Raw genomic sequence first — 16,379 nt, forward strand, 5'->3', positions numbered from 1 at the left:
GTGCAAGTTGCTTTTGGCCGGTCGGGGCAGGTGATCGAATGCGTTCTTCTCTCAGGCCTTTTGAGTGCGGCCGTTCGAGAAGCCGCTGGCCGGGATGGCGATCTGCGGATCGGGTCCATATCTTCTGCAAGAGCTCTGCCGCTCGAGAACGATGTCTGGTTTTCCCAACCCAGATCTTTTCGATCATTGTGCCCATTCAGGTCATCGACTTCTCACACCTCCTTTACCGGCGCTCAGCGCGCACGGGGCTTGCGGCCCTCATGCGGGAACTGCCGACGCCGGATCTCGATAATCCTCCTTCCTTGTCATCATCGCCCAGATAGTCCGTGCCATCTTGTTGGCCAATGCGATGGCGACCAGCATGAGGGGCTTGCGGTGCAGCATACGTGCCAGCCATGAGCCCTCTTGGATCGACTTCCGGGCCAGCACTGTCAGGCGCGACATGGCGCCGATGATCAGCAGATATCTGATGTCGGTCTGGCCGGCTTTCGAGATGCGCCCCAGGCGTTCCTTCCCGCCGGAGGTGTATTGGCGTGGCACAAGGCCGAGCCAGGCCGCAAAATCTCGGCCGCGCTTGAAACTCTCCATGGGCGGAGCAAAGCTGTTGATGGCCAACGCCGTCTGCGGCCCCACGCCGGGCATCGTTTGCAGCCGCCGCGCCGTATCATTTGTCCGAGCAAGATTCCGGGCCTTTGCCGTCTTGGCTTCGATCCGGGTTGTCTGCTCGGCTATCTGCTCAAGCAGATCCTGGCACTCCTCCCGCACCAGCGCAGGCAAGTCGCTGGCAGGCTCTGCAAGGACTGCTTCGATCCGCTTGAGATGGGCGAGACCTCTCGGAAACACATGGCCATATTCGTAGAGCACTGAACGCAGGGCATTCACGAGTTCGGTGCGCTGATGGAGAAGTCGTTCACGCGCCCGGAAAAGCACCGCGCAAGCTTGCTGGTCTTCCGACTTCGGCTCGACGAAGCGCATCTCGGGGCGCTGTGCCGCTACGACGATCGCCTCGGCGTCAGCAGCATCGTTTTTCTGCCGTTTCACGAAGGGCCGGACATATTGCGGCGCGATCAGCCGGACCTCATGGCCAAGCTTGGCCACTTCCCGCGCCCAATAGCTCGCGCTGCCGCAGGCCTCCATCACCACAACGGCGGGTTCGTGCTTTGCCAGAAAATCCCGGAACTGGACTCGCGTCATCTTCTTGCGGAACTTCAAGTGCCCGGCCATGTCGGCCCCGTGAAGCTGGAAAACGCTCTTTGCCAGGTCCACGCCGATCATTGTATCTTTCATTTGCCGTCCTCTCCTTTTCGTGGCGTTGAACACCACGATCTTGGCACATCGCGATGCCGTCGGGGGAGGGCGGCAACCATCCCATCTTCTGCCGCTTGACGAAGGGCTTCACATAGGCCGGCGGGATCAACCGCACCTCGTGGCCCAGCTTGCCGATCTCGCGGCCCCAGAAGTGGGCGCCGCCGCAGGCTTCCATCGCGACAACACAGGGCTGCATCCGGCTAAAGAAGGCCAGCACCTGATCCCGCCTCAACTTCTTGCGCAGAACTGCCCGCCCCGAGGCATCAGCACCGTGCGCCTGAAACACATTCTTCGCCAGGTCGAGCCCGACCGTGATGATCTCCGACATGACCGCTCTCCTTTGTGGATCGTTGCAGGCCCACCTTGCCACACAGTTGCCGTCGGGGGGCGGTCACACCATCAGAGCCCCTTCACACGGTTCGGCCCGTGGCCCGGGCGGCAAATAATCCGGCTCCTCTTCCATCGGACCGGGCAGGAACCAAAGATCGTCTTCAGACGCCTGTTCAACCTCCTCACCGTCGAGGATGAGGGCATCATAATCATCATGCAAGACAGTCGCTTGAGGCCTCATATGTGCAAAATATCTAAGTATTGCACTTTACCCAAGGTTTTTGTCGGGGTGCATTCACGCACCTTATATTGCACGCACAGGCGATGGTCGGCGAGGGCACTCTGATCGCGCTGACCGCACAGAAACCAAGGACTTTCTGTTGAGCAGGGCCACAGAGTGCACCCTTGCATCCGTTTACAAACGGTCGTTTATTAGTGGTATGTGAAACTGCAAACGGCCTGTTTTGATGCCCCTGATCGGCTATGCGCGCGTCTCAACCGAGGATCAGACCCCCCTGCCCCAGTCGCAGGCCCTGAAATCCGCAGGCTGCGTCGAGATCCACGAGGAGCAGGCCTCGGGCGGAAACCGCGCGCGGCCCGTGCTGGCCCGGGTGCTGGAGCGGATCGGCAAGGGCGACACGCTGGTGGTGGTGCGCATCGACCGTCTGGCGCGGTCGCTCTCCCACCTCCTCGAGGTGATCGAACGGCTGGAGGCCAAGAACGCCTTCTTCCGATCGCTCACCGATCCGATCGACACATCCTCCCCGCAGGGTAAGTTCACCCTCCAGGTCCTCGGCGCCGCAGCTGAGTTTGAGCGCGCCCTGATCCGCGAACGCACCAAGGCCGGCCTGGCCAGCGCACGAACCAAAGGCCGGGTTGGCGGCAATCCGGGCCTGCGCGTCCGGGATCCGGCGGCGCTGCGCAAGGTGCGGCTGGCCCGGCAGGACGGCTATATGGAACGCCTGAACGAGACGGCGCAGGACTGGGTGCCCCATGTCCGCCGCCTGCGGCCCGACTTGGCTTGGGAAGATGTGGTGCGCATCGTCAACGGCCCCCTGCCCCGCGAGCGGCATTGGACGCAAAGCCGACTCCTGCGCGCGGTCAACGCCTATGTCCGGGACGGCTTCCTACCGCCCACGGTACTGGACCGCGCCGGCCGCCGCGAAATCGACGACCGCCTGCCCGCCATTGTCGCCGCCATCAAGGGCGCGGACCCCGAGATCACGCTTCAGGCGATCTGCACCAGACTGGAAGCGATGCGCGAGCGCACGCCCCGCGGGCGGACAAGCTGGCAGCCGTCATCCGTGAAGATGCTGCTGGAGAGGGCTGAGAGACTGGGGCTGCTTGAGTAGTCGCGCTACCTTGCAAATCCTCCACGACATGGAAGGATTACAAGGCTGTGGTCAGGACCACGCTCAGTAGCTGTCCGGTCATGTAAAGGGGTTGACGATGCGAAGCTGGCCTTCGACCAGCAGGCCATCTTGCATGTCCTCGCTCCACAGCGTGGTGCAGCCCGCAACCAAAGCGCTGGCCACGATCATGGCGTCGTAGATCGAGAAGCCGTAGCGTTCCGCCAAGGCGCGGCCGACGTCGTGGGTCTGAAGGGTCAGGTCTTCGACGGGGCACAAGGCGCGAATGCCCTCAAGAAACGTCCCTGCTTCCTCCCACCTCAGGCCAGCCTTGCGGCGACAGTTCACCAGCGTCTCGTTCAGGACCTGAACGCTGATCCGGGGCCCCTGCCCCAGGATGACCTCGGCGCGATCGGCCTTCGAGCCGGTGTCGAGCAGGTAAAGAACGACATTCGTGTCCGCGAACTCAGCGCTCATGCGCGTCATCGCGGCTCAGGCGTTCCGCAGCGGGCAGCTTGCCCCGGAAGCGGCGCAGACCCGTCAGCACCTCATCCGCGCGCGCCAGACGACGGACTCTGACCTGGCCGTCGTCCTTGACCAGGTCGATCTGATCGCCTTCCTTGAGGCCAAGTTCGCGGACAAGCTCAGCGGGCAAACGGACGGCAAGCGAGTTGCCCCATTTCGCGACCTGCATCGTGACCTCCTGAGTGGATATACGATCAAGAATGTATATCATGCTGGTTGCATGGGCAACCCTGTCCACGAGCCCAGGCTACTCTTGTGCGTCACGCAGTGGCTGACACCAGATTTAGAAAGAGCTTGCACGAATCTGAGTCCTCCGGCAATAGTCACGGAAAAGGGCGACTAAACGCCAAATTCCGTGAACACGCCACGGGCGCGCGAGGGCAGATGAGCAGAGCCGATACACAGGAAGACCTGAACGCTGTGATCCGTCAGCATTCCGAGGTGCTGGCGGCGCAACTGCATTCGCAGCGTGAGAGCCTGTTCCCGCCCGACGCATCCAAGTCTATGCGCAAATTCACCTCTGGGGAAGCTGCTGCTCTGCTGGGTGTCAACGACTCATACCTCCGAAAGCTTCACCTTGATGGCAAGGGACCGTCGCCAGAAGTTTCATCGGGGAACCGGCGGCACTACTCAGCTGACGATATCCATAACTTACGAATTTTGTTGGAGAAAACGGCTCGAAAGCCCGGAGATTACCTGCCCGGTCGTCGCGCCGGTGACCACCTGCAGATCATCGGCGTGATGAACTTCAAGGGTGGGTCCGGAAAGACGACCTCCTCGGCGCATCTCGCCCAACGGTTGGCCCTCAAGGGTTACCGTGTCCTGGCAATCGACCTCGATCCGCAGGCTTCGCTTACGGCGTTGCATGGGGTTCAGCCTGAGTTTGACTTGCTGGACGGCGGCACGCTCTACGATGCGATCCGTTATGAAGACCCGGTTCCGATCGCCGCGGTGATCCGCAAGACATACATTCCGAATCTCGACCTGATTCCTGGGAATCTCGAACTGATGGAGTTCGAGCACGAGACGCCACGGGCGCTGTCTCGCGGCAACGCGGGTTTGTTCTTCTTCCGTGTGAAGGAGGCGCTGGCGCAGGTCGATGAGCGGTATGACGTCGTCGTCATCGACTGTCCTCCGCAGTTGGGGTTCTTGACCATGTCCGCGCTGTCGGCCGCGACAGGCGTTCTCGTGACGATCCATCCCGAGATGCTCGACGTGATGTCGATGAGCCAGTTCCTCAGAATGACGGCCGACCTGATGGACGTCATTGCCGACAGTGGGGCTGACATGTCGCATGACTGGATGCGGTATCTCTTGACCCGGTATGAGCCGACAGACGCACCGCAGAACCGTATCGTCGCCTTCTTGCGGACGATGTACGGCGACAAGGTTTTGAACGCGCCGATGCTCAAGTCGACGGCCATCTCGGATGCCGGTTTGACCAAGCAGACCCTTTACGAGGTCGAACGCAGCGCGTTCACCCGGACGACCTATGACCGGGCCATTGAAAGCCTGAATGCGGTCAACGACGAGATTGCCCAGCTCATTCAGAAGACTTGGGGGCGCTGATGACCGACAGCAAGAAGAAGCGCATGTCCATGCTGGATAGTCTTGCAGCGGCGGGGACGCCCCCTGCTCCCGGTAGCATGATGTCTAGCAATCGGGCCCTGCGGTCGGCGCGTGATGCTGTCGATGCTCACCATGTTTGGGAGCTCGATCCGGCTGAGATCCAAGACGAGCGATACTCGGATCGCCTCGACCCAAAGGATGTGCACGATCTTCGCGCGTCGATTGAACAAAACGGGCAGACTGTGCCCATCCTTGTTCGGCGCCATGCGACCGAGCCCAATCGGTATCTCCTCGTCTATGGACGCCGCCGTCTTGAGGCCATTCGTGCCTCCGACAAAGTGAGCAAGGTTCGCGCCCTCATCGCTAACCTGGACGATACGGCGGCACTGCGCGCTCAAGTTTCAGAGAATACTGGTAGACGTGACCTGAGTTACATCGAGCGCGCCCTCTTCGCTCAGGAACTGCTCGATAGTGGCTTTGGCTCGCAGGCACAGATTGCCGAAGTGCTCAACGTGACCCGTTCGGCGGTATCGATGTCGATCTCGGTTGCCAAGGCGATCGGAACTGCACTGGCCCATGCAATCGGACCGGCGCACGGCGTCGGCCGTCCCAGATGGGAAGCTTTGGCCAAGGAGCTTGCCGACAGCCGGATCGAGAACGACGATCTCTCCCGAGTTGCTCTTGATGTTCGCGCCAAGGCGGCCGCGAACGAAGAGGCGGATGAGGATCCGCAGGTTGATCCTTCGGTGGCGGCTTTTGAGGCCGTTGCGCGGCACGTAAAAAAGAGTGTGAGCTCGACGCTCGGCAAGAAGCCGAGATCGAAGACCACTGCCCTTGTGATCGATGGCACCCCCGTGGGCGCTATCAAGAGATCTGGCCGGGCGCTTCGCCTGGACCTGACGGATGTGGATGATGCCTTTGCGGAGTGGCTTGATGCCCGCGCGCAGGACGTCCTCGAAGAGCTTCACGATCGCTGGAAAGGCGAGACATGAAGAGAGGCAGAGCAGCAACAAAAAGGAGGCACGGTACAGGCTAAAGAAAAGGTCCCGCAAAGCTTGCGCTCCACGAGACCCCAACTTTGATCTTAGCACTTTCAAGGTAGTGGGCCGGCGCGCAAACCGCAAGTCATATGTGATTCGCGGACCAGCTTTTCTATGCCTTCGTGAATGACATCATGGAGTACACACCGATTTCGCCGTTTATGCGGCCGATCTCGCATGCCCATCTGCGCGTGGTCGAGCGGCCTGAGGCGTCTGTTCCGGGCAAGCCCGTCAACAAGTGGGAGCTCCTTCGCGAGCTGTCCAAGGCGCAGGCGGCCTTTGGGGTTTCCGAACGCGATCTGACCGTTCTGCAGGGGCTTCTCAGCTTCTTTCCGGATGACGCGCTTGGCGGGAATACCGAGATGGTCGTCTTCCCGTCGAACAAGGCAATCTGCGAGCGGCTGAACGGCATGCCCTGCTCCACGATGCGCAGGCACATTGCCCGCTTGGTGGATGCTGGCTTGCTCATGCGCCGCGATAGTCCCAACGGCAAGAGGTATGTCCGCAAGCATGGCGAAGAGCGCGTGGCCTTCGGCTTCGATCTCTCGCCGCTCTACTGCCGCTCCGAAGAGGTGGCTCGAGCCGCAGAGGCCGTGCGCGAGGGCGAAGACCGAGTGCGGCGACTGCGGGAGGTTGTGAGCCTCATGCGGCGCGATCTCGCCGCCCTGGCGGAATTTGGAGAGGAGATCCAGCCGGGCCTTGGCCTCTGGGATCAGCTGCGTGACAAGGCTGTCCTGACAGCGCGCGCCCTGCGCCGCAAGCTGACGCTCGATGAGCTCTTGGCGTATCGGGCAGATCTCGAAGCTCTTCTCGATCATGCACGCAACGTCATTGATGGCCCTGAAACAGAAGAAATGAACACCAATGATGCCAGTTTTGAGCGTCACCATCATAATTCAAATGAAGAATCTATAGATCTTGAACCTGCCTTAGAAAAAGGCGGGGCGGCGGCCGGCGCGCCAGATGTTGAAACGGATGCGCCTGGTGCTGACGTGGAAGAAGCCGACGCAAGACGCGTACCGAAGATCCCGCTCCATCTGGTAATCGCGGGCTGCCCGTCGCTCAAAACCTTTTACCAGGGCGACATCCGCCACTGGCATCAGCTTTTCGACGCGGCTTGCCATGTACGGCCGGCCATGGGGATCAGTGTGTCCGCTTGGGAAGAAGCGCAACGGTTCATGGGGCCCGAGCAGGCATCGATCGTTGTTGTCGCCATGCTGGAACGCTTTACCGACATCCGATCGCCCGGCGGATACCTCCGTGCGCTGACTTCGAAGGCGGCGGCGGGCGAGTTCTCTTGCGGGCCGATGGTCATGGCGCTGATGTCCCGGCGAAACGCGGCGTGATGTTCACAGCTGTGAACATTCTCCCCGTCGACGCCCCAATCGACGAAGTTCACAGCTGTGAACTCTCTGCGCCGTCTGATGAGCAACCAGCAGACAGAGGGAAAGGTTGGGGGTTTGAGGGGTGACGGGAAGTGAGATCGGGAGAGTGGCTTCCGGCGCCCGTCGTGGAGAAGATCTGATGGCGAAAGCAGCCCAGAAAATCACGCTGTCCCCCTCGCGGGACATCCCCTTCGACAAGCTCGTCCTGAGCCAGTCCAACGTACGGCGCATCAAGGCTGGCGTCTCAGTCGAGGAACTGGCCGAGGACATCGCGCGACGCGGGCTCTTGCAGGGATTGAACGTCCGGCCCATGCTCGATGCCGATGGGGTCGAGACCGGCATGTTCGAGATCCCGGCCGGTGGCCGCCGCTTCCAGGCGCTGTCGCTGCTGGTGAAGCAGAAGCGGCTGGCCAAGACCGCGCCGATCCCCTGCATCGTTCGGGATGCCGCGTCGGATATCCTGCCCGAGGACGACTCGCTGGCGGAGAACATGCAGCGCGTCGCCCTGCACCCGCTGGATCAATTCCGCGCCTTCGTGGCTTTGCGCGAGAAGGGTCAGGGCGACGAAGCGATCGCGGCGGCCTTCTTCGTCACGCCCCAGATCGTGAAGCAGCGCCTGAAACTCGCGTCCGTGGCCCCTGCCCTTTTGGAAGTCTATGCCGAGGATGCCATGACGCTCGAGCAGCTGATGGCCTTCACGGTGAACCCGGATCATGCGCGTCAGGTGCAGGTCTGGGAAGCGGTGAAGAACTCCTGGAACAAGGAGCCCTATGCCATCCGGCGCATGCTGACCGAGGCCTCGGTTCGGGCTTCGGATCGTCGCGCGGTCTTCGTTGGTGTCGATGCCTATGAGGCGGCGGGCGGTGTTGTCCTCCGTGATCTCTTCCAGGGCGACGACGGTGGCTGGCTGGAGGACCCTGCCCTGCTCGACCGCTTGGTCGCCGAGAAGCTCCAAGCTGAAGCCGAGGCTCTGGCCGCCGAGGGCTGGAAGTGGATCGAGGTCGCGACCGACCTGCCCTATGGCTACAGCCACGGTCTGCGGCGTCTGGCCGGTGATCCCGCCCCGATGACCGACGAGGAACGCGCGGCCCATGCGACGCTCCTCGCCAAGTATCGTGCGCTGGAGGAGGAGTACTCCGGCCAGGACGAATATCCCGAGGAGATCGATGCCCGGCTCGGTCAGCTCGAGATGGCGATGGAAGCGCTCGTGCAGCGGCCGCTGATCTACGATCCGGCCGAGGTCGGGCGCGCGGGCGTCTTCGTCACGCTTGATCGGGACGGCAGTCTCGCGGTGTATCGCGGCTATGTCCGGCCCGAGGACGAGCCGCGCGAGGAGACCGCGGTTCAGGATGCCGATGGTGCGGATGTCATGGGGCAGGGGGGTGATGTCGGTGTTTCCAGTTGGAAACCGTCGGCGACCTCCGCCGGGGGCACGGTCATCACCTCGGGTGGTCAGCCGATCGGTGCCGATCCGACCGAGGAGGACGATGACGGCGCGATGAAGCCGTTGCCCGAACGGCTGGTCATAGAATTGACCGCCCACCGGACCTTGGCGTTGCGTGAGGCCATCGGACGTTCGCCGGACGTCGCGCTGACGCTCCTGCTCCTGAAGCTGGTGACGGATACCTTCCGCACCTCCTCTGCCTCGGACAGTTGTCTCGAGGCCTCGGTGCGTCACGTCTACATGTCGGCGCAGGCGCCCGATCTGAAGGACAGCATCGTGGCGAAGCTGGTCGATGAGCGGCACGCCGCTTGGGAGGCCGATCTGCCTCTTGGTGACGATGCCGCGCTCTGGGACTATCTGACGGTCCTCGACCAGGGCAGCCGTCTGGCTCTGCTGGCGCATTGCCTCAGCTTTGGGATCAACGCGCTCCATGAGAAGGTGAACCCCTATGGTGCGGGCATCTCCGCCAACGGTCTGACGCGCCGCATGGCCCATGCCGATCTGGTGGCCCGCGCAGTCGATCTCGACATGGTCGAGGCTGGTTGGGAGCCGACGGTCGATGGCTACCTCAACCGCGTGCCCAAGGCTCGGATCCTCGAGGCCGTGCGCGAGGCGAAGGGGGAGGGGACCGCGCAACTTCTCGATCACCTGAAGAAGGGCGAAATGGCGACCGAGGCCGAGCGGCTTCTCAAGGGCAGCGGCTGGTTGCCCGAGGTCCTGCGCCGGGTCGATCTCGCAGCGCGCGACGGCGAGGCGATCGCAGAAGGGCAGGGGGAGGATGCGGCAGAACCCGAGGATGTCGATCTCCCGGCTTTCCTGACGGCTGATTTGCCCGACGGCAATGCGTCGATGATGGCGGCAGAGTGATCTGAGCCATCCGGGGGGGCGGGGGTGCCCGCCCCCTATCTCACAAAATACAGCAATATCAATACGATGAATGCGAATATTCGCATTCGGGATGAGGAATCATGTCTGCAACAACCATCATCGACACAGCCCCTCTCGGGGCGCTCATTCGCTACACCGACGGCAGTCCCAAGCCGCCGGCACGGTTCACGAAGAAGCTCGCGGCCTGGGAGCGTTCGAACGGCGTCGGTCGACTCGTGAAGAAAGAGCCGCCCCGGGTCTATCTGACCTGGACCGCTCCGGCCTCCTTCACGCTGCATGAGGGGAATTTCTCCTCGGACGGGGTCATCCTCGTCACCATCATGCGCAGCCACTCGGCGGACAGCCGGCTGGTATTCGAGGTCGACGAGGAGCCGAAGCCCGGGCAGGTCCGCGTACTCCTGGACTTCGGAGGCAACACCGAGCTGCTGCATCTTGCGGAGTCGATCACCGCGGCCGAGCTCTGGATCGCGCGGGAGGGCTACCGAAACGCGCGGCTCGAGATCGTCGGTGCCGAGGACGGCGATAGGTCAGGGGGCGCGGACCTGGCCGCCTGAGCCCTGACAAGGCGTGAGGGGCCCACCCATGTGCGGGCCCCTCACCGACCACATGAACCTCGTCCCGCGATGCCGCGGGGCGCAGAGTTATCCATCCCCCAATTCGGAGGTTTTCAACCAAGAGTCTGCCCGGGAGGTTGGCGGCGTTAGCAACATCAGCGGGACAATTGGCTCCAGTCGTCAGGGCACCTCCCCCGCTCGCCATTCCCTTCCTTGCCCCGAACCCTGTCTTCGAGATCAACCCGCGAGGGGTCGGACTACGGGCGAGCCCGTGCCGCCGGGTGGATTCGGGCAAGCCGAACGCACCCGGTGATGTCAGCCAGTCTTCGGGCCTGCGGGGTCCTGTCGCGCGGGGGATGGTCCCCCGCCTCCAAGACAGGAGCCAAACAGATGTCCCGTAAAGATGCTCACGCTTTCGCCGCCTCCCTCGCCGCCACGCTGATGGTCTCGATCGTCGTCTTCCAGGCAGGGGATGGAACCTTCGGCGCCGTCCCCGCCGATGAAATCGACGGCGACGAGGTCGTGATCGTCTCGGAATACGATCCCTTCGGGTGAGGCTTCGGCCTCACTTCCCAAGGGCCCGGGCACGGCGCTGGTGCGCCTCCGGGCCTATCGCCGACCGAGTGGCCTTGCGCCGATCAAATGGACGGTCATCGAACTATTGCGCGCCTGCCATCAATGGCAGGCCATCCTCGCGCCATTCCGGCAAACCGCCGTCAAGGCGGCGCGCATTGAGGCCGTGTTTGCGAAGTGCGGCGACAGCCTGGTGGGCATAGATGCAATAGGGGCCCCTGCAATAGGCCACGATTTCGGTGGCCGGATCGAGCGTCGGGACGATCCGCTCGATCTCCGTCAGCGCCATGTTGAGCGCACCCGGAATGTGGCCCGCGGCGTATTCGTCGGCCGGCCTCACGTCGAGCACGGTGACGGAGCCTTCCGCGAGCCGTGCGGCGAGGTCCGCGCGGCTGACGGCTTCGGGGGCGTCCTTGCCGCCTGAAAGCCCTCGCAGGATACGCTCGACTTGCGCGAGGTTCCGTTCTGCCACGATGCGCAGCAGATCCATCAGCGCGAGTGTCTTGGCATCGGTCAGCCGATAGATCACTGCCTTGCCGTCGCGGCGGCTGGTGACGAGAGCGGCGCGGCGCAGCTGTTGCAGATGCTGCGAGCAGTTGGCGATCGTGAGGCCTGTCTTGTCCGCAAGTGCCTCCACCCCGCGTTCGCCTTGCGCGAGTTGTTCCAGCAGCATCAGACGCGCCGGTGCTGATAAGGCGCGTGCGACGAGGGCATATTCCTCCAGCAGGGCCAACTTCGGGCTGATTGACAAGGCCTGTCTCCTGACGCTAGATCATTCAAGCGATAACTTGAATAATAGCGATTCCATCGCGCCCCACAAGCCCCAAGGCCAGCGATCCATGTCCGAGACCATCCTTGCCACCGAGGCGACCATCCGTCTTGCCATCTTTCTGGGTGTTCTGGCGGGCATGGCGCTGTGGGAAGTGGCGGCCCCGCGGCGCAGGCGAGAAATCCCGCGCGTCATCCGTTGGACGAACAACCTTGCTCTGGTGGTGGTGGATACGGTCATCCTGCGGCTGAGTTTTCCGATCCTCGCGGTCGGTCTGGCCGTCATGGCCGAGGATCGTGGCTGGGGCCTGTTCAACAATCTCGATGTGCCAGTTTGGGTCGCAATCATCGTCTCGATGCTGCTGCTCGATCTGGCGATCTACCTTCAGCACGTGATGTTCCACGCCGTGCCCGGGCTCTGGCGGCTGCACCGGATGCACCACGCCGATCTCGATTTCGACGCGACCACGGGACTGCGTTTCCATCCCGTGGAGATCCTCATTTCCATGGGGATCAAGCTGGCGGTGGTCGCGGCGCTCGGCCCCCCCGCCGTCGCGGTGCTACTGTTCGAGGTGATCCTGAACGCCACCGCGCTTTTCAACCACGCCAACATCGACCTGCCGCGCCCGGTGGACCGCGTGCTGCGCCTCATCGTCGTGACGCCGGACATGCACCGCGTCCACCATTCCACCGACCCGCGCGAGACCAACTCGAACTACGGCTTCAACCTGCCGTGGTGGGACAGGCTCCTCGGCACCTACATCGCCCAGCCCGCCAAGGGACACGAGGGGATGGAGATCGGCATCGAGCAGTTCCGGACACGCCGCGATCTCTGGCTCGACCGGATGCTGGTCCAGCCGCTGCGCGGACCGGCATCGGGCCATGCGCTCGATCCCCGGAACACGACAAGGAGCCCGTAGAATGACCGCAAGTGAATTCACGCGCGGCATCCGCGAGAATAGGGTCCAGGTCGCGCATCAGCTGATCCAGGTGATGCTGGTGGGTTTCGCCATCGGCATGACTCGCACGGTGGTCCCGGCGCTGGCCGAGAGCGAGTTCGGGCTCGAGCGCGGCTCGTTCCTGCTGCTGGCGTCCTTCGTCGTGGCCTTCGGTGCGGTCAAGGCGGTGATGAACTTCGTCGCCGGGCGCTGGTCCGAGCGGATCGGTCGCAAGCGGGTGCTGGCCTTCGGTTGGGTCATGGCGCTGCCGATCCCGGTGATGATCTGGTACGCGCCCGACTGGAACTGGATCGTCGCGGCGACCGTGCTGCTGGGCGTCAACCAGGGCCTCTGCTGGTCGATGACGCAGACCGCGAAACTCGACATCACGCGCGCCGAGGAACGCGGCCTCACCATGGGGCTCAACGAGTTCTCCGGCTATGTCGGCGTGGCAATCGCAGGCATCCTCACCGCATATGCCGCGGAAGGGCTGGGCGCGCGGACGGGCCTGCTGGTCTTTGGCATGGCCGTGGTCCTGCTGGCGCTGATCCTGACCGTGGTCTGGGTGAAGGACACGCTGCCTTGGGCCAAGGCCGAGACGGCCGCGCACAAGGCAGCACCCCCGAAATCCCTGCCGCGTTATCCGCAGGGCAGCTCCGAACACCCGACGACGCGCGAGGTCTTCGCGCTGATGAGCTGGCGCGACCGGCGGCTCTTCGCGATCTCCCAGGCGGGGCTGGTCGAGAAGTTCGTCGATGCGCTGGTCTGGGCGCTGTTCCCGGTCTTCCTTGTGACCCAAGGCGCGACCCTGACCGAGGTCGGCTGGATCGTCGGCACCTATGGTTTCGTCTGGGGCGGCTCGCAGCTCTTCACCGGGCGGCTGTCGGACCATGTGGGCCGCTTCTGGCCCAACGTGCTCGGCATGTGGATCTGCGGCGCGGGCGTGGCGATGGTGGTCATGGGCACGGGCGCGCTCTGGTGGTCGGTCTCGGCCGGGGTGGCGGGCTTCGGCATGGCGCTTCTCTATCCGAACCTCTCGGCGGCGGTTGCGGACATCACCCCGCCGGCCTGGCGCGGCTCGGCCATCGGCATCTACCGCTTCTGGCGCGACCTCGGCTACGCCATCGGCGCGCTCGGCCTCGGGCTAGCGGCCAGCCTGACCGGCGCTGCGGAAGCGGCCTTCTGGTTCGTCGCGATCTCCATGTTCGTCTCCGGCGGCCTGCTCTTCTGGCTCGGCGAGGAGACGCACCCGCGTCTCAACCCCGCCACCCAAGAGGCCCCTGCATGAAACACCTGATCCTGCTGAACGACCCACCCTACGGAACCGAGCGCAGCTTCAACGGCCTGCGCATGGCCTACGCACTGGCGAAGAACGATCCCGAGGCGGATATCACCGTCTTCCTGATGGCCGACGCGGTGCTCTGCGCCAAGGCGGGGCAGAAGACGCCCGATGGCTACTACAATCTCGAGCGCATGCTCCGCCGGGTCCTGTCCGCCAAGGGGCGCGTCCTGATGTGCGGCACCTGCCTGGACGCGCGCGGCCTTGCAGAGGGCGACATGATGGAGGGGACGAGCCGCTCCACAATGGACGAACTCGCCCAAGCGACGCTGGCCGCCGACAAGGTCCTGGTGTTCTGATGGCCGGGATGCTTACGCTCGCCGCCCTCGCGGCCGACCCGGATCGCTTCCACCTGATCGACGTCCGCGACGCGGAAGACTTCGTCGCCGCCCATTTGACGGGCGCCGTCCATATCCCGCTGGCCGAACTCGAAGACCGGGCGGGAGAACTTCCTGCTGGCAGAACACCCGTGACCATCTGCGGCAAGGGCGGCGGTCGGTCGGCAGAGGGCGCGGATGTCCTGAACAGGCTCGGCCACCCGGACGCCCTATGGCTCGAAGGCGGCACGATCGGCTGGCTTGCGCAGAACACCTGAACACCAAGAAACCGAAACGGAGGAGACCCCCGGATGACCCTGAAGCACCTACTTTTGGCGACAACCGTCGCGCTCGGGATGCACACATTGCCCGCCTTTGCGCAGGACGCGGCTATCGACGCCATGCAGGAATACATGATGTTCTCGGAATACGAGGCCGGCATCATCCTGCCCCAGCAACTCGACCAGACCGTCTTCGAGACCGCGCTTTTCGTCGACACCCGGGACGCTGGCCAGTTCGAGGCAGGCACGATCCCCGGCGCAGTCAACATCGAGTGGCGCGAAGTGCTGGACCGCATCGACGAGATCCCCGAGGATCGGATGACCATCCTGTTCTGCAACACCGGCAGCCTGTCGGCGCAGGCGGCCTTCGCGCTGCGTGTTGCGGGCAGGTCGAACGTGGTCGTCATGCAGACCGGCTTCACAGGCTGGCAGCAGGACGCGGCCTACAGACCCTGATCCGTTAACCCCTCGGTCGGGTGATGGCCCGCTGGGCCCGCCTCGCAGGAAACACCATGTCCGACGCCAAAAAGCCGCTCCCGCCGATCCTGTCGGACAAGCATCATGATGCCCCGTCGGCCTTCACGCCCGAAAGCCTGCTGCGCGAGGCACGCCGCCAGAAAGGGGCGGCGGCCGTCACGGTGCCAAGGATTTGCCTGCTTGACCCTGACGGCGATATTGTCCGCCAGCTCCGTATCGAAGGCCGCGCGCGGCGGAATGAGGGGTGGGTCTGCTACCACACCGAGATGTGGGTGTTCGACCTGGATGGCCATGACATCGGTGTGGTTGGTTGTGCCGTCGGCGCGTCATTCGCTGTACTGGTCGCCGAGGAGATGTTCGCGTCAGGTTGCGAACTTCTGATCAGTGTCACCTCATCGGGGCAGATCACGCCACAAGGCCCGCCGCCGTACTTCATTGTGATCGAGCGGGCGCTGCGCGACGAGGGCACGAGCTATCATTACATTCCTCCGTCTGACTGGAGTGAGGCGCCCTCGCACTTGCTCTCGCAGCTGACGGGCGCGTTCACCGAAGGCCCGCGTGTGCTGACCGGTGCGACTTGGACCACTGATGCGCCGTTTCGTGAGACCGAAGTTGCAATCGCCGCAGCGCGCGATCGTGGAATTCTCGCGGTCGAGATGGAGGCGGCAGCGCTCTACGCCTTTGCCCAAGCGCGAGGGCGGGCAGTCATCTGCCTGGCACATGTCACAAACCAGATGGGCACGATCGAAGGTGATTTTGAGAAAGGCAAAGCGAACGGTACGTCTGACGCCTTCATCGTACTTTCGCACATCGCCAAGCGCTGCGGATGATGACGTCGCCTTGATCTTGCATCATCTCGCAATGCTCAACCAATAGCCAAATCAGCTGCAGTTTTTCCGCCCGCCAACGCCTCAACGAACCACTGCGGTTTGCGTCCCCGGCCGGACCAGGTGAGCGCCGGGTTCTCAGGGTGCCGGTATTTCGCCGCGGCCGGTGCACGGGAGGACTTCGCCTCGGTTCCGACAAGTTCGGCCAGGGAGTAGCCGAGGTCTCGGGCGAAAGCTTCCACCTTGGCGCGGGCTTCCGCCTTCTGCCGATCCTCGAATGTGGAAATCGCCTTGGCGACGTCCTTCTGCATTTTCTTCAGCTCGCTGAGCGACAGTGCCTCGAGATCGTAATCAGCCATTGGTGCGGTCCGTGTCCTGAATGATCCGGTATCGATAGCCCGTCGCGGCAGGGCGCCGCAACTCCCGGAAGGCTGGGGCAGGGTTGGCGGAGGCTGTTGATCGCCGTT

General features: G+C 63.4%; 18 protein-coding genes and 1 pseudogene. 13 read left to right on the forward strand and 6 right to left on the reverse strand.

Going from position 1 to position 16,379, the window contains the following annotated elements; all coding sequences use genetic code 11:
- Nucleotides 1-258: 258 nt before the first annotated feature.
- Together DDE23_RS22825 and DDE23_RS22830 are read right to left on the reverse strand one after the other, a co-directional pair.
- Nucleotides 259-1,287 (reverse strand): IS110 family RNA-guided transposase, encoded by a 1,029-nt coding sequence (locus tag DDE23_RS22825; RefSeq protein ID WP_107754761.1) that lies wholly within the window; start codon nt 1,285-1,287, stop codon nt 259-261.
- Nucleotides 1,288-1,372: 85 nt separating this feature from the next.
- A pseudogene (locus DDE23_RS22830) lies at nt 1,373-1,636 on the reverse strand (IS110 family transposase); the annotation flags it as partial.
- A 469-nt stretch (nt 1,637-2,105) separates the two neighbouring features.
- Between DDE23_RS22830 and DDE23_RS22840 the strand changes: the two are divergent.
- Nucleotides 2,106-2,990, forward strand: coding sequence for a recombinase family protein (locus DDE23_RS22840; RefSeq protein ID WP_107754763.1), 885 nt, complete (start codon nt 2,106-2,108; stop codon nt 2,988-2,990).
- 78 nt (nt 2,991-3,068) lie between these two features.
- Here the strand turns inward: DDE23_RS22840 and DDE23_RS22845 are convergent, their stop codons facing one another.
- Complete coding sequence (locus DDE23_RS22845; protein WP_107754805.1) at nt 3,069-3,464, reverse strand: PIN domain-containing protein; 396 nt, start codon at nt 3,462-3,464, stop codon at nt 3,069-3,071.
- Entirely contained in the window at nt 3,454-3,681 is a 228-nt protein-coding gene (locus DDE23_RS22850; protein WP_018065893.1) for an AbrB/MazE/SpoVT family DNA-binding domain-containing protein, read from the reverse strand. Before DDE23_RS22850 ends, DDE23_RS22845 begins: the two co-directional genes overlap by 11 nt.
- 215 nt (nt 3,682-3,896) lie before the next feature.
- On the opposite strand from DDE23_RS22850, the gene repA reads away from it, so the two are divergent.
- The 6 genes from repA (at nt 3,897) to DDE23_RS25370 (ending at nt 10,947) form a co-directional block, all read left to right on the forward strand.
- On the forward strand, nt 3,897-5,081 hold the full coding sequence (repA, locus tag DDE23_RS22855) for a plasmid partitioning protein RepA (protein WP_107754764.1): 1,185 nt from the start codon (nt 3,897-3,899) through the stop codon (nt 5,079-5,081).
- A complete protein-coding gene (gene repB, locus DDE23_RS22860; protein WP_107754765.1) occupies nt 5,081-6,073 on the forward strand; it encodes a plasmid partitioning protein RepB in 993 nt (330 codons plus the stop codon). The genes repA and repB overlap by 1 nt, the downstream gene beginning before the upstream one ends.
- A gap of 182 nt (nt 6,074-6,255) precedes the next feature.
- Nucleotides 6,256-7,467 (forward strand): plasmid replication protein RepC, encoded by a 1,212-nt coding sequence (repC, locus tag DDE23_RS22865; protein ID WP_107754766.1) that lies wholly within the window; start codon nt 6,256-6,258, stop codon nt 7,465-7,467.
- Between the two features lie 178 nt (nt 7,468-7,645).
- Entirely contained in the window at nt 7,646-9,817 is a 2,172-nt protein-coding gene (locus tag DDE23_RS22870) for a ParB/RepB/Spo0J family partition protein (RefSeq protein ID WP_107754767.1), read from the forward strand.
- A gap of 101 nt (nt 9,818-9,918) precedes the next feature.
- Complete coding sequence (locus tag DDE23_RS22875; protein ID WP_107754768.1) at nt 9,919-10,392, forward strand: hypothetical protein; 474 nt, start codon at nt 9,919-9,921, stop codon at nt 10,390-10,392.
- Nucleotides 10,393-10,782: 390 nt separating this feature from the next.
- The gene (locus DDE23_RS25370; protein WP_007803240.1) at nt 10,783-10,947 is read left to right on the forward strand and encodes a hypothetical protein; all 165 of its coding nucleotides are present in this window, start codon (nt 10,783-10,785) and stop codon (nt 10,945-10,947) included.
- Between the two features lie 103 nt (nt 10,948-11,050).
- Here the strand turns inward: DDE23_RS25370 and DDE23_RS22880 are convergent, their stop codons facing one another.
- Complete coding sequence (locus DDE23_RS22880; protein ID WP_107754769.1) at nt 11,051-11,716, reverse strand: ArsR/SmtB family transcription factor; 666 nt, start codon at nt 11,714-11,716, stop codon at nt 11,051-11,053.
- An 88-nt stretch (nt 11,717-11,804) separates the two neighbouring features.
- Here DDE23_RS22880 and DDE23_RS22885 point away from each other — a divergent pair, with 88 nt between their 5' ends.
- From DDE23_RS22885 to DDE23_RS22910, 6 genes are read left to right on the forward strand one after another with little or no spacing between them, the layout of a single operon-like run.
- The gene (locus DDE23_RS22885; protein ID WP_107754770.1) at nt 11,805-12,653 is read left to right on the forward strand and encodes a sterol desaturase family protein; all 849 of its coding nucleotides are present in this window, start codon (nt 11,805-11,807) and stop codon (nt 12,651-12,653) included.
- Nucleotide 12,654: 1 nt separating this feature from the next.
- On the forward strand, nt 12,655-13,959 hold the full coding sequence (locus tag DDE23_RS22890) for an MFS transporter (RefSeq protein WP_107754771.1): 1,305 nt from the start codon (nt 12,655-12,657) through the stop codon (nt 13,957-13,959).
- Complete coding sequence (locus DDE23_RS22895) at nt 13,956-14,309, forward strand: DsrE/DsrF/TusD sulfur relay family protein (RefSeq protein ID WP_107754772.1); 354 nt, start codon at nt 13,956-13,958, stop codon at nt 14,307-14,309. Before DDE23_RS22890 ends, DDE23_RS22895 begins: the two co-directional genes overlap by 4 nt.
- Before the next feature lie 8 nt (nt 14,310-14,317).
- Entirely contained in the window at nt 14,318-14,605 is a 288-nt protein-coding gene (locus tag DDE23_RS22900) for a rhodanese-like domain-containing protein (protein ID WP_157958108.1), read from the forward strand.
- A 33-nt stretch (nt 14,606-14,638) separates the two neighbouring features.
- A complete protein-coding gene (locus DDE23_RS22905; RefSeq protein ID WP_107754774.1) occupies nt 14,639-15,064 on the forward strand; it encodes a rhodanese-like domain-containing protein in 426 nt (141 codons plus the stop codon).
- Between the two features lie 56 nt (nt 15,065-15,120).
- The gene (locus tag DDE23_RS22910; RefSeq protein ID WP_107754775.1) at nt 15,121-15,915 is read left to right on the forward strand and encodes a nucleoside phosphorylase; all 795 of its coding nucleotides are present in this window, start codon (nt 15,121-15,123) and stop codon (nt 15,913-15,915) included.
- Between the two features lie 35 nt (nt 15,916-15,950).
- Here DDE23_RS22910 and DDE23_RS22915 read toward each other — a convergent pair whose 3' ends face one another.
- Nucleotides 15,951-16,271 carry an H-NS histone family protein gene (locus DDE23_RS22915; protein WP_107754776.1) on the reverse strand — a complete coding sequence of 107 codons (321 nt, stop codon included), beginning with the start codon at nt 16,269-16,271 and terminating at the stop codon, nt 15,951-15,953.
- Nucleotides 16,272-16,379 lie beyond the last annotated feature (108 nt).

The organism is Pararhodobacter aggregans (assembly GCF_003075525.1).
Classification (GTDB): Bacteria; Pseudomonadota; Alphaproteobacteria; order Rhodobacterales; family Rhodobacteraceae; genus Pararhodobacter; species Pararhodobacter aggregans.

Coding starts and splice junctions, on each gene's coding strand:
- DDE23_RS22825 (WP_107754761.1), bottom strand. CDS start 1,287: ATGAAAGATACAATGATCGGCGTGGACCTGGCAAAGAGCGTTTTCCAG.
- DDE23_RS22840 (WP_107754763.1), top strand. CDS start 2,106: ATGCCCCTGATCGGCTATGCGCGCGTCTCAACCGAGGATCAGACCCCC.
- DDE23_RS22845 (WP_107754805.1), bottom strand. CDS start 3,464: ATGAGCGCTGAGTTCGCGGACACGAATGTCGTTCTTTACCTGCTCGAC.
- DDE23_RS22850 (WP_018065893.1), bottom strand. CDS start 3,681: ATGCAGGTCGCGAAATGGGGCAACTCGCTTGCCGTCCGTTTGCCCGCT.
- repA (WP_107754764.1), top strand. CDS start 3,897: ATGAGCAGAGCCGATACACAGGAAGACCTGAACGCTGTGATCCGTCAG.
- repB (WP_107754765.1), top strand. CDS start 5,081: ATGACCGACAGCAAGAAGAAGCGCATGTCCATGCTGGATAGTCTTGCA.
- repC (WP_107754766.1), top strand. CDS start 6,256: ATGGAGTACACACCGATTTCGCCGTTTATGCGGCCGATCTCGCATGCC.
- DDE23_RS22870 (WP_107754767.1), top strand. CDS start 7,646: ATGGCGAAAGCAGCCCAGAAAATCACGCTGTCCCCCTCGCGGGACATC.
- DDE23_RS22875 (WP_107754768.1), top strand. CDS start 9,919: ATGTCTGCAACAACCATCATCGACACAGCCCCTCTCGGGGCGCTCATT.
- DDE23_RS25370 (WP_007803240.1), top strand. CDS start 10,783: ATGTCCCGTAAAGATGCTCACGCTTTCGCCGCCTCCCTCGCCGCCACG.
- DDE23_RS22885 (WP_107754770.1), top strand. CDS start 11,805: ATGTCCGAGACCATCCTTGCCACCGAGGCGACCATCCGTCTTGCCATC.
- DDE23_RS22890 (WP_107754771.1), top strand. CDS start 12,655: ATGACCGCAAGTGAATTCACGCGCGGCATCCGCGAGAATAGGGTCCAG.
- DDE23_RS22895 (WP_107754772.1), top strand. CDS start 13,956: ATGAAACACCTGATCCTGCTGAACGACCCACCCTACGGAACCGAGCGC.
- DDE23_RS22900 (WP_157958108.1), top strand. CDS start 14,318: ATGCTTACGCTCGCCGCCCTCGCGGCCGACCCGGATCGCTTCCACCTG.
- DDE23_RS22905 (WP_107754774.1), top strand. CDS start 14,639: ATGACCCTGAAGCACCTACTTTTGGCGACAACCGTCGCGCTCGGGATG.
- DDE23_RS22910 (WP_107754775.1), top strand. CDS start 15,121: ATGTCCGACGCCAAAAAGCCGCTCCCGCCGATCCTGTCGGACAAGCAT.
- DDE23_RS22915 (WP_107754776.1), bottom strand. CDS start 16,271: ATGGCTGATTACGATCTCGAGGCACTGTCGCTCAGCGAGCTGAAGAAA.